Source organism: Rhodococcus sp. C3V (assembly GCF_029269915.1).
In the GTDB taxonomy this organism is placed as follows: Bacteria; Actinomycetota; Actinomycetes; order Mycobacteriales; family Mycobacteriaceae; genus Rhodococcus_F; species Rhodococcus_F qingshengii.
The window spans coordinates 283,351-297,267 of record NZ_JARJBE010000003.1 but is presented as its reverse complement, the minus strand read 5'-3'; the positions used below and the strand labels follow the sequence as shown (position 1 = coordinate 297,267).

The window sequence follows — 13,917 nt, the reverse complement described above, 5'->3', positions numbered from 1 at the left end:
CTCTAGACCATCGTGTCGGTGATCGGCAGACCGAATTCGCCGGTTCCGAACATGACGTAGGCGCGTTCGGGATCGTTGGCGGCGTGGACGCGACCAGCGTGAGCATCGCGCCAGAAACGCTGAATAGGAGTGCCGTTCTGCAGCGCCGTGGCGCCGGAGTTCTCGAAGAGCTTGTCGATCGAGGCGATCGCGCGGCCCGTGGCGCGCACCTGGTCACGTCGAGCGCGCAGCCGCAGTTCCATCGGAACCTCTTCGCCCGCAAGGATCAACGCGTACTCGTCGGCGACGTTGCCGGAGAGCTGACGCCACGCGGCGTCGATGTCGCTGGACGCCTCGGCGATGCGCACCTTGGCAAACGGATCGTCCTTCGACTTCTCGCCGGCGAACGCAGCGCGCACACGCTTGCCCTGGTGCTCGACGTGCGCTTCGTAAGCTCCGTAAGCCATTCCGACGATCGGTGCCGAGATCGTCGTGGGGTGAATGGTTCCCCACGGCATCTTGTAGACCGGCGCGGTGTTGTTCTCGAGGCCCGGGGCGGTCAGTTCGCTCATCGCCCGGAAGCTCAGAACGCGATGCTTGGGAACAAAAACATCCTTGACCACAACGGTATTGGAGCCGGTTCCACGCAGACCGACCACATTCCACACGTCGTCGATCTGGTAGTCCTCGCGAGGAATCAGGTAGCTCACGAAATCGACTGCGCGGCCGTCCTTGAACACCGGACCACCGAGAACGGCCCAGCTGGCGTGGTCACAACCCGAAGACCACGCCCACGCACCGTTGACCTTGTATCCGCCCTCGACTACTTCACCCATACCCATCGGGGCGTAAGAGGACGAGATGCGAACGTCAGTGTCGTTGCCCCACACGTCTTCCTGCGCCTGCTGAGAGAAGAGGGCGAGGTGCCAGTTGTGTACCCCGATGATCGAGGAGACCCACCCTGTGGAACCACACGCGCTGGCGATCTTCTTGACCGCGGAGTAGAACAGCACCGGATCGGCTTCGTATCCGCCCCACTGCTTTGGCTGCAGCAAGCGGAAGAAGCCTGTTTCCTGAAGAGCCTTGATGGACTCGTCGGGGATACGACGCAGATCCTCGGTCTCCTGTGCGCGCTCGCGCAGTGCCGGCAGTAGTGCGTCGAGCCTCTGCATCACCTCGTGGCTGTCATGGTTACCCACTTCGACGCTCCCGTCTTCCTCGATCGGTTGGTTCACTTACACTTGAGACTAGAACACGTTCTCTTTTCTGTCGAGACGCTGACAAAGGTCCCGTTTGTGGCCGCAATGCTGTAACAAGTGCCCCCAAAATCTGGCGGAACCGGATCGAGTTCTATAACGTGTTCTACTAACAGCTAGAAGGGATGTGAGGTCACAATGGCGCAGATTCGCGAGATCGACGTCGGAACGGTGCAAACTCGTTTCGCCCGCGGTTGGCACTGCCTGGGTCTACTGAAGACCTTCAAGGACGGCAAACCGCACGCGATCGAGGCTTTCGGTACGAAGCTCGTGGTGTTCGCCGACAGCAAGGGCGACATCAAAGTTCTCGACGGATACTGCCGTCATATGGGTGGTGACCTCACACAAGGCGAGGTCAAGGGCGATTCCATCGCGTGCCCCTTCCACGACTGGCGCTGGGGCGGCAACGGCAAGTGCACCGGCATTCCTTATGCCCGCCGCGTGCCTCCGCTCGCACGCACCCGCGCGTGGACGACCCTCGAGCAGAACGGTCAGCTCTTCGTCTGGAACGACCCCGAGGGCAATCCGCCGCCCGAAGAGATCGTGATTCCTCGTATCGAGGGTGCGTACAGCGACGAATGGACCGACTGGACCTGGAACTCCATGGTCATCGAGGGGTCCAACTGCCGCGAGATCATCGACAACGTGGTCGACATGGCGCACTTCTACTACATCCACTACGCCTTCCCGACGTACTTCAAGAACGTCTTCGAAGGTGAGATCGCCACTCAGTACCTCAACACCACGGGCCGTCCCGACATCGGAATGGCCTCCCAGTACGGCGGCGACACGCTGCTTCGCTCCGAAGCTGCGTATTACGGACCGTCGTACATGGTCAATCCCCTGTGGAACAGCTACAGCGGATACGAGGTCGAGAGTGTTCTGATCAACTGCCACTACCCGATCAGCCCGGACTCGTTCGTGCTGCAGTGGGGCGTGACGGTGAAGAAGCCGACGGGTGTCTCCGACGAGATGGCCGACAAGTTGGCCGGCAAGTTCACCGAGGGCATCAGCGAGGGATTCCTGCAGGACGTCGCGATCTGGAAGAACAAGACCAAGATCGAGAATCCCCTTCTCTGCGAAGAAGACGGCCCCGTCTACCAGCTACGACGCTGGTACGAGCAGTTCTACGTGGACAAGGCCGACGTCACCGAGAAGATGACGCAGCGCTTCGAGTTCGAGGTGGACACCACCAAGGCAAACGAAGCCTGGCACGCCGAGGTCGAGGAAAACCTCGCACGCCAGAAGGCCGAGAAGGAAGCTGCAGCAGAAGCGGCAAAGAAGGAAGCAGAGGTCTAGTCGTGAGCGCCTCGATCGGAACCGACGCACGGTGGGCTCGTTGGGCCAAGGCACCGGACTTTGCCGGGCAAACGGAACGGCTCGAGGCGATCGCGGCCCAGACGATCGAGGACAAGCACGAATACCTCGACTCGGGTCTGCAGGAAGTCGACTGCAAGGCATGCGGCGCGTGCGTACTGGTTCGCAAGAACACGTACAAACACACCAGCGTTCAGTGGACTTCCGACCCGGCGCTGCGTTGCCACACCTTCAAAGAGGCAATTGCTTCCGGGCAGTCGTCGGCATTGAAAGACGGATGCCCGAAACTGCACGACAGCATCGCCGACGCGGTTAGGGACGGCACCATCACGGTGCGTGATCCCGAGGTCAGCTGACCTGATTGTGTAGAACGAGGGCCGACCCACGGGTCGGCCCTCGTTTTACGTTCCAGCGCCCGCGTGTCCGTCAGGCAGGCGGTCGCACCTTTCGTGCAGCCACCGCGTAGACGTCGCTCGACGTGGTGAGAGAGTTCTTTCCGCTGGCCGCCGGCACTCCCCCGCGTAGATTCACGGCCCAGTTGAGCGCACCCAGCGGTCCACACCCGCTGGCTCCCGGCGCCGCAAACACCGCATCCGAATGTGGGACTGCCGGGAACACTGCACCGGGGAACTCACCGATAGGTTCCGACGGAGGGTTTCCGGTTGTGGTCAGGTGAAGGTTGATCGGATTCGAAACCGAACCGATGTAGCAATCGTCACCGAGCAAGGGATTAGACAGTTTCAATCGAACAGGCATGGTGAGTTCCTGCTCGAGAACCTTCAGATCCGGGACTCCCACCGATTCCACCGTCGCGCTGATCTGAGTCAGTCCCAGCGGAGTATCGATCCCGAGAGCACCTCCGGGTACCGAAATCGGATTGGAATAGACCCCGTTGGACCCGTCCTGCTTGGCGACGAACGTCTCGATGAAACTGTTGTCCGGCTGGGTCGCGTATTTCACTCCGCCCGCAACCTTGAGGCTTCCGTCCGAGATCGGCACCGAAAGTGCGCCCAATTTCATGGTCCCTCCGCGAACTACGACGCTGGCGCACGTCGTCACCTCGAGATCCTCGATCGGGCACGTGCCCCAACCGTCGAAGGTCAACGGATCAACCGCTGCCGCACCGGAGGAACCGAGCGATCCGCTGCCGGAAGACCCTGACGATGATTCGTCGGCAAGTGCCACACCTGCACCGGCCATGACAAATGTTGCAACTAGCGCGACTGTCGACATCACTCGAGATTTGTTGCGGCTCTTCATCTTCGAATTCCTCCACCGTTGACGGAAATTCACGAGAGCCACCCCCTGCGGATCGCACCTCGATCTACGCCCGGCACGCTACCGAGAAGTGAGACGCGGATTCACACATAACGACGATATTTCCCACCAAAGAACTACGGCGATCACGCTCGATCGAACTTCCGTCCTAGCCCGGAAACCGTATCGATCCTGTCGGCTCAGTTCGGTTCGACTGTGCCCGAACCGATGACCTGATCGAGGAACGGCCCGAACATCTCCCCCAGGTTCTCGGCGATCTGATCGGGGGTACCGAAAGACAACGTCACGTGACTGATCGCCAGACGCACTATCGTGCTGCCGAACATCTCGGCATGGATGCGGTCGACGTTCGCCCAACTGGTCATGAAGATCTCGGCCAACCTCGCGCTCGCATGTTCGAGCAGCGGAGTCCCGTCAGTGGTGACCAAGCTCAGCAGGTCGTGCTGCGGCCGGGGACCGACAATGCTGACCACCATCGGATCCCGGGCACCGGCGTCGAAGAAGGCACGGAAGGCTGCCGAGACCGCGCCCCGCGGATCCGAATGATGGAGCGTTACTTCGCGTTCCACCTCTTCGAGGAACTCGTCAACGAAACGGATGAGGTATCCGGACGCCAATCCCTGGCGGGACGTGAACTCCTTGTACAACGTCTGCCGGCTCATGCCCGCAGCTTCCGCGATATGCGCCATCGTGATGTCGTTCCACGATTTCTCGGTCAAGAGTTCGCGTGTGGCGTCGAGCGCTGACGCACGGAGGAGTTGACGAGCTGCCTCGTGGTACGGGACACGGGCACGAGCGGTGGACATATCGGGAAGATTTCCATCGCCCGTGCTCGGTGTCAAAACGGTGGACACGCAAGCCACAGAAGTCACGAGTGCACTCAGAGCACCGGTGAGGCGACAAGACCCGCCGCAAGTTCGGTCAGATCCCTGTTTGTATCGGCGAGTACGTCGGCGCTGATGTCCGGGGAGCGTTCGATAAGGGTTCGCACGGCACGAATGTCCTTCGGCCGGCCCACGCTCACAGCACCGACGATATTTCCGTCGCGCATGCAGATCGCAGTGAAGTCATAGGAGTCCAAGTCTCCTCGAACTATTACGGTGTCGTCCGCGCCTGGCCAACCAGCTACTTGAATGTTGCGGCCGAATTGGTTCGACCAACTCCAAGGGACGGATTCGAAGGGTTCTTCCTTCCCGACGATGGTCTTGGCAACTGCAACTGCGTGGTCCTGCGCGGTGTTCCAGTGCTCACCACGGTGCATGCCGCCGAGAAAACCGTTGGGCACGTTGGCCACATCGCCGATCGCGTACACATCAACGACGGAGGTCCGGAGGTATCGGTCTACCGAAATCCCGTTGTCCACCGCAATACCCGCAGCAGCAGCCACATCGGTATCGGGCAAGGATCCGATTGCGACGACGGCCAAGTCCGCTGTCCACTCGCGTCCGTCACGCGCGCGTGCGGTGACACCGTCGGCACCTGTCGTCAGCGTCTCGAGGTCGACTCCCGTCTGCAAGTCGACGCCTGCCAAGGCGTGCAGCGCGGCGATCTTCTCCGCTATCGACGGTGGAAGCAGCCTGGACAGGGGCAACGGTTGCGCTTCGAGAACCTGCACACTGCAACCCAAGTCGCGTGCCGTTGACGCCACCTCCGATCCGATCAAGCCACCGCCGACCACCAAAAGCGAGGATCCTTCGATCAGCTGGGATTGCAAGCGTCGCATGTCTGCGATATCTCGAAGATAGTGAACACGCTCGGAATCTTCGTTCTCCAACCGTCGGGACCGTCCACCCGTGGCAAGAATCAGAACGTCGTAGTCGATGCTGTCACCGTCGGCTAAAAGTACTGTGCGGGAATCTGTGTCGATACTCGTGACAGTTGCGCCGATCCGAAGATCGATACTCTGCTCGGTCCAGAAAGTCGACGGCCGCAACCGAACCCGATCGAACGACGCTTTCCCGGACAGTAGCTCCTTCGACAGCGCCGGGCGGCGGTACGGCTCCTCAGGTTCGCTGCCGATCAGGATGATGCTGCCGCCGAACCCTTCCTTGCGCAGGGCCTGCGCGGCACCGGAACCGGCGATGCCCGTGCCCACGATCACGACGGTGCGTGTGTCGGGCTCGCTGACCGCTGTCATCAGCGGTCCACCTCCACCATTTCGAAATCGACTTTGGCAGCACCACAATCAGGGCAAGACCAGTCTTCGGGAATCTCGTCCCAGCGAGTACCCGGCTCGATACCGTCGTCGGGCCAGCCGATCGCTTCGTCGTACTCGAACCCGCACTGGAGGCAGCGGAACAATTTGTAAGCAGTGGCAGTCTCGGACATCGGTTTTCCTTTCACCGGTGGGTAATTCGATCAGGATTGCGTGACGAGGGTGAAGTCGACCTTCTCGCGGACACCGCAGTCGGGGCAGCACCAGTCGTCCGGAATGCTCGACCACGGTGTGCCGGGCGGAAAGCCTTCTCGCGCAGCACCTGTCGATTCGGTGTACGTGTAGTCGCAGATCGGGCAGATGTAGGCGTTCATGCGTTCACCCCGTAGGCTGCGAGGATCTTGGCCCGCTTCTTCGGCGCGATGTTGACCTGGGTGATGTCACCTCGGTAGTGCTCGAGAACGCGGTGGTCCATCACCTTGCGCCACAGGGGCGGAACTGTGGCGAGCATGATCATGCTGGCGTAGCCGCTCGGGAGCTGAGGGGCCTCTTCCATACTGCGAAGCGCTTGGTAGCGCCGTGTCGGATTCGCATGATGATCGCTGTGCCGCTGCAAGTGATAAAGGAAGACGTTGGTGCAGATGCGATCACTGTTCCAGCTGTGCGCCGGCGTGCATCGCTCGTACCGTCCGCTTGCGGTTTTCTGACGTAGGAGTCCGTAGTGCTCGAGGTAGTTGATCGCTTCGAGCAGCGAAAACCCGATGAACGCCTGGATCACGAGGTACGGCGCGATGCCGATCCCGAACACTGCAAGCGCGCCACCGAACAGAACAACCGACATGAGCCAGGCGTTGAGCACGTCGTTCTTGATGCTCCAGTGCGTGGTGCCCAAACGCTCGAAGCGGGTCTTCTCGAGATGCCACGCCGACTTCAATCCCCCGCCGACGCTGCGCGGCCAGAAACCGTAGAGGGTCTCACCGAAGCGCGAGGTCGCCGGATCTTCCGGAGTCGACACTCGCACATGGTGGCCACGGTTGTGCTCGAGGTAGAAGTGACCGTAAGCGCTCTGCGCGAGAACGATTTTGGACAACCAGCGCTCGACGCTCTCCTTCTTGTGCCCGAGTTCATGGGCTGTGTTGATGCCGATTCCGGCCGTCACACCGATCGTCACTGCGAGTCCGATATTGGAGAGAACGCTCAAATCCCAACGTGCCCAGATGTAGCAGGACAGGAAGAAGGCCGTGTACTGCAGCGGCAGATAGGCGTAGGTGCACCACCGGTAGAAGCGGTCGTTCTCGAGTTCGTCGATCACCTCGTCGGGCGGATTCTTCCCGTCCTCACCCGCCAGGATGTCGATGACGGGAATGAGAGCAAACGCGATCAGTGGGCCGGTCCACCAGAAGACATTCCATCCGGTGGCGGTAACAAGCCCCACGGCGATGAAAGTTGCCGATGACGGAATCAGCGCCAGCAGCCACAAGTAGCGTTTCCGGTCTCTCCAAGTTGCGAGCCGACCATCTGGCTCGGTGTACACCAACGCCGCCATCGAATTCTCCAGTTCTCGTTCGGATCAGTGAGTGCGTCCTGCGCGGTAATCCGCGACACGAACAACATCTATGTATAGAGAGTGGACAAATGATGGCGTTTTGTCAACGATTTTCAAGGTAAAACTTTTACAAACATGTCAATTTGTACATCTAGATGAACCCTCCGTTCGGGCTGATCGCAAATCTTCCGCCACCGCGCCACACTCGCTACAAAAGTGGAATGGGGACGTCAACGTGCGCAATATGCGCCAAACACCGAGGAACAGGCCCGCTCGTCAGCCCTCGAATATTCGAGGACGACTTCGTCGTTGTCTCCCATCGGCCCCCTCCACCACACGGACGTTCGGTTCCTGGATATGTGTTCGTCGAGACCCGTCGACACGTGTCCGGGTTGCCTTCACTATCCGAACCTGAAGCACTCGCCATCGCACACGCGGTCTGGTGCGTCTCACGTGCCCTCGACTCGGAATTGACTCCGGAATTCGTGTTCTCCGCGATCGCTGGGCTAAGCGTCCCCCACTTTCATCAGCACGTTTTCGTCAGGCCTTTCGGCGCTCCGAGTTCAGTGAGTTGGAACGACGTCGATTCATGGGACGACGCGCCACGCGTCGACGAGGTCGAGCTCACGCTTCTGTGCAGGAGAATCGCGCTCGGCTTCGAAGACGAGCAATAGCGCAAAACAGTCGGTGCGCGGACGGACAGTCGGCGCGAGACACAACCTCTCGATGTCCGATTTGCGCGAATTTCCCCAAAACGAAAGTTCGCGTACCCATACTGAAATGACCGACTGTCCCCGACGTGAGTGGGTCCTCATGGATACCGAGGTATTGGTAGCGGGCGCCGGCCCGATCGGATTGACCACCGCGATCGAGCTGCGCAGACGCGGTATCTCCTGTCGAATAGTCGACCCCCTCGACGAACCGCGGCAATACGCGAAAGCAGTCGGGATTCAGCCACGCACTCTCGAACTCTTCGAGAACATGGGGGTGCTCCGCCAGGCACTCGACGCCTCGACATTGATGCGCGGTCAGATCATGTACACGAACGGCGTCGAGGTCGGCCGCGTCGACCTCACCCTCCCCGACGACGTTCCTTACTGGTTTCTCTGCCTGCCTCAGTACTCGACGGAGCGCATCCTCACCGAGCGCCTCACCGAGTTGGGAACAACCGTCGAACGCGGAGTCGGCCTCACTGCATTCGAACAGTCCGACGACGCCGTCACCTGCACCCTCAGCGACGGCAGCACTGTGACAGCCCGGTACCTGGTGGGTTCCGACGGCGCGCACAGCGTGGTCCGCAAAGGGCTGGGCCTGAGCTTCGAGGGCGGCGCGTTTGCCGAGAGCTACATGCTCGGCGACGTCGAAGTCGACTGGTCGATACCCAGCGGCTACTCCGTCCGCGCCAACCACACCGCCGACGACGGAACCACCGACGACCTACTCGTCTGCATCCCACTTCCCGGACACAAGCGGTACCGCATGTCGATGCTCGTTCCGGACGAGTTGATGCCGGACGAATCGTCGAACAAAGCCGCTGTACAACACGGTTTTTCAACCGGCAAGACACCTGAACTCCATCACATCCAGGCCGTGCTCGACAGACTGTCCCCAGAACCGACAACCGCCTCGATGCTGCGATGGTCCTCGGTCTTCCGCATCAGCCACCGCATCGTCGACGCTTACGGTCGCGGACGGGTTTTTGTCGCCGGCGACGCCGCGCACATCCATCCCCCGACTGGCGCGCAGGGCATGAACACCGGGATCCAGGACGCCCACAATCTTGCGTGGAAGATAGCGCTCGCCGTCAAAGGCGTTGCAACAGCAGATCTTCTCGAGACCTACGACGCCGAAAGGCGGCCGGTCGGTGAAGAAGTCGTCGGGATGACGGTCCGAAATGCTCGAGAAGGAATCGGTTCGGGAGAGTCCTCCATCGACACGGCAATGCGGCGCCAGGCTCAATTGTTGATCGACTACTCGGAGAGTCCGCTGAACACCGGGCGTAATTCTTCGAGTCCACACGTTCAACCGGGCGAGCGTGCACCCGATGCACGCGGAATGCGCCGAGACGGTGTGCAGTATCCAATTCGGTTGTTCGACCTGCTGTCCGGAGTCGACCACACGTTACTGCTGACTTCGGACGGATCCGCGGAGAGCATCAACAGCTTGGAGAAGGTCGCCGACGCCGCAATTCGATCAGCGCACGGCTTGCTGGACGTCTACGCGATAGTGCCACCGGGAACCGTGACCGTCGACTCGCTGGTGCCGATCATCGAGGACAACGCCTCGCAACTGTGCGCCGCGTATGAGGTCGAAGGTACGGCGGCGCTGGTCATTCGCCCCGACGGCTACCTCGGATTCCGTGGTCACCCGGAGAACGTTTCCGATTACTTCACGAAAGTGTTTGCCGTCAATCAGGAATGAGCGAAGCGAACATCAACCGAATCTCGGGCGAGAGCTTCATCAACTCGACGTATCCACCCAACGGCCCGGCATCGAGGTAGGAGAACTCCATGCCGACGCCCTCTACCCGACCTTGTTGCACCACCGACATTCCGCGACGCTCGGCCTCGAGCAACGTCGCCTCGTAATCGTCGGGAACCCAAGCCATGTGATGAACTCCGACGCCGTGAGTCTCCAGGAACTCCGTGTACAGGTTGCGTCCGGACACTGATTGGATCAACTCGAGCTGTTGGCTGCCCGCATATCCGATCGACACGTGAACGACATAGTCCGCGGGCTCACCTCGATACGTTGTGGTCTCGGGACCAAAGGCGATGTCTGGCATACGTAGCCATCGCTCCACTCCCCACTGCCGAGTGAACTCCTGTTCGGCGGCCTCGATCTCCTCGACCACCCAGCAGATCTGGAAGATCGGTCCCGAGACCAACGGGGTCATGCCATTTTTCCGTTGTCCACCGAGTAGACGGCCCCGTGTATCGCCGAGGCGTCGTCGGAGGCGACGAAAGCCACCATCTTCGCAACGTCCTCGGCTTCCATCAAGCCACGCGGCGAGGCAACCTTCATGACGAGGTCGAAGTCGACTCCGTCGGGGAAGGTGAATCCGGTGACTTGAGGAGTCATCATGCCGCCGGGGCAGATTGCGTTGACACGCAGAGACTTTCCGGTGAACTCCATCGCCATCGCTCGGGTCAGTCCGATGAGTCCGTGCTTGGCAGCACAGTATCCAGCCGAGTACGCCTGCCCTTCCAGTCCCGCGATCGAGGAGACGTTGACGATGTTGCCGCCCCGTTCCAGCAAGTGCGGCAGTGCTGCTCGGGAAAGGAAGAACGGTCCGTTCAGATTGACCGCAAGGTCATGTGCCCATTCGGAATCCGCAATATCCGCCGTATGACGAAGCGAGTGCGATCCCGCCACGTTGACGAGGATGTCGATACCACCGAGTTCGTCGACGCACGCCTGCACGGCCGCATCACACTGAGCGGAATCCGAGACGTCCGTCGCCGCGAAACGACGCTCTCCATCCGCGCCGACCACCTCGACCATCGACTGTCGCAGCTTTTCCCTTTCGCGGGCGATACCGAAAACCTGTGCGCCCCTGCGGTGGAGTATCTCGGCCACCGCGCGCCCCAACCCTGAGGACGCGCCGGTCACCAAGGCCACTTTTCCGGCCAGTACGTCTGCCATGACCTAGGAAGCCGCTGCTTCGCGCTGGAGTTCCAGCGCGATGTCGATCAACTGATCTTCCTGTCCGCCGACCAACTTGCGCTTACCTGCGCGCACCAACAGCTCCGCGGACGACACTCCGTACCGCTCGGCCTGACGCTCGGCATGCTTGAGGAAGCTCGAGTACACGCCGGCGTAGCCCATCATCAGTGCTTGACGATCGAGCAGGCATTCCTGCGGCATTGCCGGGCGCACAACATCTTCGGCTGCATCGGCGATGGCGAAGAAGTCGATACCGGTCTTGACGCCGATCTTGTCGCAAACACCGACGAAGGCCTCGACCGGGGCGTTGCCGGCGCCGGCACCGAACCGACGGGTACTACCGTCGATCTGCTTGGCTCCCGCACGAACTGCCGCAATGGAATTGGCGACGCCCAGGCCCAGGTTCTCGTGGCCATGGAAGCCGACCTGAGCGTCGTTGCCGAGTTCCTGAACCAGCGCCTCGACGCGATCGGATACCTGCTCGAGTACCAGCGCGCCGGCCGAGTCGACCACGTACACACACTGGCAACCCGCGTCGGCCATGATGCGAGCCTGCTTGGCCAGCTTCTCCGGCGGAATCGAGTGAGCCATCATGAGGAATCCGACTGTTTCGAGTCCACGCTCACGCGCGAGGCCGAAGTGCTGGATGGATACGTCTGCCTCGGTGCAGTGAGTTGCAATGCGGCAGATGGACGCACCGTTGTCCTGTGCGATGACGATGTCGTCCTTGATGCCCAACCCGGGCAGCATCAGGAAGGCGATCTTCGCGTTGGTCGCCGTCTCGACTGCAGCTTTGATCAGTTCCTGCTCGGGAGTCTTCGAGAAGCCGTAGTTGAAGGAGGATCCGCCGAGACCGTCGCCGTGAGTGACCTCGATGACCGGCACTCCGGCTCCGTCGAGGGCACCGACGATGGCTCGTACTTCGTCGACGGTGAACTGATGACGCTTGTGGTGGGAGCCGTCGCGCAGCGACGTGTCGGTGACGCGGATGTCCCAGCTCGAATCGAAATGAATCATGTCGCTCATGCCTTCACACTCAGAAGCTTCTGGGCGATTTCCTCGCCCACCTTGGTGGCTGCTGCCGTCATGATGTCGAGGTTGCCGGCGTACGGCGGTAGGAAATCGCCTGCGCCTTCGACCTCGACGAACGTGGTGACCGTTGCATAGCCACCGGAAACGACGCTCGGTTTGTCGAACTGCGGTTCGTTGAGCAACCGGTAGCCGGGCACGTACTGCTGGATGTCCTTGACGACGCGGTGAATGGAGTCGGTGATCGCGGCCTGGTCGGCGTCTTCGGGGATAGCGCAGAAGATTGTGTCGCGCATGATCATCGGCGGGTCTGCGGGGTTGAGGATGATGATCGCCTTGCCGCGCTGTGCGCCGCCGATGGTCTCGATACCGCGGCTGGTGGTCTTGGTGAACTCATCGATGTTCGCGCGAGTTCCCGGGCCGGCGGACAATGATGCAACGGAGGCGACGATCTCGGCGTACGCCACGTCGACGACACGCGACACCGCGTAGACGATCGGAATGGTTGCCTGCCCACCGCAAGTGATCATGTTGACGTTGGGTGCGTCCAGGTGCTCACGCAGGTTCGCGGGCGGAACCACAGCCGGGCCGACCGCGGCCGGAGTCAGGTCGACGGCACGGATACCGGCGGCCTCGTAGCGTGGTGCTGCCTCGCGGTGCACGTATGCCGACGTCGCCTCGAAGACCAGGTCCGGTTTCTCCGCCTGGCTGAGCAACCAGTCGACGCCCTCGGCGGAGGTCTCGAGTCCCATCTTGCGGGCGCGCGCCAATCCTTCACTCTCGGGATCGATTCCGATCATCCATCGCGGTTCGAGCCACTCGGAACGCTGCAGTTTGTACAACAGATCGGTACTGATGTTTCCCGATCCGACGATCGCCACACTTGCCTTGGTCATGACTACTCCTACGTGAACTGAAGAGAGACGGAACCGAGGCCGCTGAACTCGGCTCGGAAGTTGTCGCCTGGATGAGCGTCGATCGCTCGCGTGCACGAACCCGGCAGAACGATGTCGCCGGCCTTGAGCCGAACTCCGAACGTGTCGACCTTCTGCGCCAACCACGCGACAGCGGTGACCGGGTTACCGAGAACCGCATCGCTGCGCCCCTCCGCAATCCGCTCCCCGTTGCAGGTCAGCACCGCGTCGATGGCCTTGATGTCGATGTCCGACGGGCGAACTCGTTCCTTGCCGAGGATGAACCCGGCGGAGGACGCGTTGTCCGCGATGGTGTCCGAGAGGCCGATCTTCCAGTCCTTGATCCGGCTGTCGATCAACTCGATGGACGGCGCATAGGCGACAGTAGCGTCGATGACGTCTTGTTCGGTGCACCCGGCGCCCGGCAGATCTGCTCCCAGAATGAAGGCGACCTCCACCTCGACGCGCGGGAAGCAGAAGCGCGACGTGTCGACCGGACGGTTCTCGAACTCTTCCATCTCGGCGAGCAGGTGACCGTAATCTGGCTCGTCTACGCTCATCATCTGCTGCATCGCCAGTGACGAGAGTCCGACCTTGTGTCCGACCACCTTTGCGCCACCGGCAACACGACGCCGGATGTTGATGAGCTGGATCTCGTAGGCGTCGACGACGTCGATGTCCGGATACGTGGCGATCAGCGGGCTGATCGGAGCGCGATCCCGTTCCGCCGAATCAAGATGGTCGGCAAGTTCGCCGCGGATCTGCGTCGAGAGCATC

At 61.1% G+C, this 13,917-nt stretch carries 16 protein-coding genes; 4 read left to right on the top strand and 12 right to left on the bottom strand.

The window, feature by feature from the left end; all coding sequences use genetic code 11:
• Positions 1–2: 2 nt before the first annotated feature.
• The gene (hsaA, locus tag P3G66_RS10340) at positions 3–1,178 is read right to left on the bottom strand and encodes a 3-hydroxy-9,10-secoandrosta-1,3,5(10)-triene-9,17-dione monooxygenase oxygenase subunit (RefSeq protein WP_039973406.1); all 1,176 of its coding nucleotides are present in this window, start codon (positions 1,176–1,178) and stop codon (positions 3–5) included.
• A 195-nt stretch (positions 1,179–1,373) separates the two neighbouring features.
• Between hsaA and P3G66_RS10335 the strand changes: the two genes are divergently transcribed.
• Positions 1,374–2,534 carry a Rieske 2Fe-2S domain-containing protein gene (locus P3G66_RS10335; protein ID WP_003945847.1) on the top strand — a complete coding sequence of 387 codons (1,161 nt, stop codon included), beginning with the start codon at positions 1,374–1,376 and terminating at the stop codon, positions 2,532–2,534.
• Positions 2,535–2,536: 2 nt separating this feature from the next.
• Positions 2,537–2,908, top strand: coding sequence for a hypothetical protein (locus P3G66_RS10330; protein ID WP_003945499.1), 372 nt, complete (start codon positions 2,537–2,539; stop codon positions 2,906–2,908).
• A 70-nt stretch (positions 2,909–2,978) separates the two neighbouring features.
• Here P3G66_RS10330 and P3G66_RS10325 read toward each other — a convergent pair whose 3' ends face one another.
• The 6 genes from P3G66_RS10325 to P3G66_RS10300 form a co-directional block, all read right to left on the bottom strand.
• Positions 2,979–3,812: a hypothetical protein gene (locus P3G66_RS10325; RefSeq protein WP_276116510.1), complete on the bottom strand. Its 834-nt coding sequence runs from the start codon at positions 3,810–3,812 to the stop codon at positions 2,979–2,981.
• 197 nt (positions 3,813–4,009) lie between these two features.
• Complete coding sequence (locus P3G66_RS10320) at positions 4,010–4,636, bottom strand: TetR/AcrR family transcriptional regulator (protein WP_007734097.1); 627 nt, start codon at positions 4,634–4,636, stop codon at positions 4,010–4,012.
• 74 nt (positions 4,637–4,710) lie between these two features.
• Positions 4,711–5,967 (bottom strand): FAD-dependent oxidoreductase, encoded by a 1,257-nt coding sequence (locus P3G66_RS10315; RefSeq protein WP_058227280.1) that lies wholly within the window; start codon positions 5,965–5,967, stop codon positions 4,711–4,713.
• Positions 5,967–6,158: a rubredoxin gene (locus tag P3G66_RS10310; protein ID WP_007734094.1), complete on the bottom strand. Its 192-nt coding sequence runs from the start codon at positions 6,156–6,158 to the stop codon at positions 5,967–5,969. The genes P3G66_RS10315 and P3G66_RS10310 overlap by 1 nt, the downstream gene beginning before the upstream one ends.
• Positions 6,159–6,188: 30 nt before the next feature.
• Positions 6,189–6,359, bottom strand: coding sequence for a rubredoxin (locus P3G66_RS10305; RefSeq protein ID WP_007734092.1), 171 nt, complete (start codon positions 6,357–6,359; stop codon positions 6,189–6,191).
• Positions 6,356–7,531, bottom strand: a complete 1,176-nt coding sequence (locus P3G66_RS10300) for an alkane 1-monooxygenase (protein WP_058227279.1) — start codon at positions 7,529–7,531, stop codon at positions 6,356–6,358. Before P3G66_RS10300 ends, P3G66_RS10305 begins: the two co-directional genes overlap by 4 nt.
• Before the next feature lie 359 nt (positions 7,532–7,890).
• Here P3G66_RS10300 and P3G66_RS10295 point away from each other — a divergent pair, with 359 nt between their 5' ends.
• Both P3G66_RS10295 and P3G66_RS10290 read left to right on the top strand, forming a co-directional pair.
• A complete protein-coding gene (locus P3G66_RS10295; RefSeq protein WP_202975892.1) occupies positions 7,891–8,205 on the top strand; it encodes a hypothetical protein in 315 nt (104 codons plus the stop codon).
• 139 nt (positions 8,206–8,344) lie between these two features.
• Positions 8,345–9,952, top strand: coding sequence for an FAD-dependent monooxygenase (locus P3G66_RS10290; protein WP_276116604.1), 1,608 nt, complete (start codon positions 8,345–8,347; stop codon positions 9,950–9,952).
• Here the strand turns inward: P3G66_RS10290 and P3G66_RS10285 are convergent.
• From P3G66_RS10285 to P3G66_RS10265, 5 genes are read right to left on the bottom strand one after another with little or no spacing between them, the layout of a single operon-like run.
• Positions 9,939–10,427, bottom strand: a complete 489-nt coding sequence (locus P3G66_RS10285) for a VOC family protein (RefSeq protein WP_276116509.1) — start codon at positions 10,425–10,427, stop codon at positions 9,939–9,941. The genes P3G66_RS10290 and P3G66_RS10285 overlap by 14 nt on opposite strands.
• Positions 10,424–11,176 (bottom strand): SDR family oxidoreductase, encoded by a 753-nt coding sequence (locus P3G66_RS10280; RefSeq protein ID WP_276116508.1) that lies wholly within the window; start codon positions 11,174–11,176, stop codon positions 10,424–10,426. Before P3G66_RS10280 ends, P3G66_RS10285 begins: the two co-directional genes overlap by 4 nt.
• A gap of 3 nt (positions 11,177–11,179) precedes the next feature.
• Positions 11,180–12,223, bottom strand: a complete 1,044-nt coding sequence (dmpG, locus tag P3G66_RS10275) for a 4-hydroxy-2-oxovalerate aldolase (RefSeq protein WP_007734084.1) — start codon at positions 12,221–12,223, stop codon at positions 11,180–11,182.
• Positions 12,220–13,122 (bottom strand): acetaldehyde dehydrogenase (acetylating), encoded by a 903-nt coding sequence (locus P3G66_RS10270; protein ID WP_047269619.1) that lies wholly within the window; start codon positions 13,120–13,122, stop codon positions 12,220–12,222. The genes dmpG and P3G66_RS10270 overlap by 4 nt, the downstream gene beginning before the upstream one ends.
• Before the next feature lie 8 nt (positions 13,123–13,130).
• Positions 13,131–13,916 (bottom strand): 2-keto-4-pentenoate hydratase, encoded by a 786-nt coding sequence (locus tag P3G66_RS10265; protein ID WP_276116507.1) that lies wholly within the window; start codon positions 13,914–13,916, stop codon positions 13,131–13,133.
• Position 13,917: the final 1 nt, after the last annotated feature.

Coding starts and splice junctions, on each gene's coding strand:
- P3G66_RS10335 (WP_003945847.1), top strand. CDS start 1,374: ATGGCGCAGATTCGCGAGATCGACGTCGGAACGGTGCAAACTCGTTTC.
- P3G66_RS10325 (WP_276116510.1), bottom strand. CDS start 3,812: ATGAAGAGCCGCAACAAATCTCGAGTGATGTCGACAGTCGCGCTAGTT.
- P3G66_RS10320 (WP_007734097.1), bottom strand. CDS start 4,636: ATGTCCACCGCTCGTGCCCGTGTCCCGTACCACGAGGCAGCTCGTCAA.
- P3G66_RS10315 (WP_058227280.1), bottom strand. CDS start 5,967: ATGACAGCGGTCAGCGAGCCCGACACACGCACCGTCGTGATCGTGGGC.
- P3G66_RS10310 (WP_007734094.1), bottom strand. CDS start 6,158: ATGTCCGAGACTGCCACTGCTTACAAATTGTTCCGCTGCCTCCAGTGC.
- P3G66_RS10305 (WP_007734092.1), bottom strand. CDS start 6,359: ATGAACGCCTACATCTGCCCGATCTGCGACTACACGTACACCGAATCG.
- P3G66_RS10300 (WP_058227279.1), bottom strand. CDS start 7,531: ATGGCGGCGTTGGTGTACACCGAGCCAGATGGTCGGCTCGCAACTTGG.
- P3G66_RS10290 (WP_276116604.1), top strand. CDS start 8,345: ATGGATACCGAGGTATTGGTAGCGGGCGCCGGCCCGATCGGATTGACC.
- P3G66_RS10285 (WP_276116509.1), bottom strand. CDS start 10,427: ATGACCCCGTTGGTCTCGGGACCGATCTTCCAGATCTGCTGGGTGGTC.
- P3G66_RS10280 (WP_276116508.1), bottom strand. CDS start 11,176: ATGGCAGACGTACTGGCCGGAAAAGTGGCCTTGGTGACCGGCGCGTCC.
- dmpG (WP_007734084.1), bottom strand. CDS start 12,223: ATGAGCGACATGATTCATTTCGATTCGAGCTGGGACATCCGCGTCACC.
- P3G66_RS10270 (WP_047269619.1), bottom strand. CDS start 13,122: ATGACCAAGGCAAGTGTGGCGATCGTCGGATCGGGAAACATCAGTACC.
- P3G66_RS10265 (WP_276116507.1), bottom strand. CDS start 13,916: ATGCTCTCGACGCAGATCCGCGGCGAACTTGCCGACCATCTTGATTCG.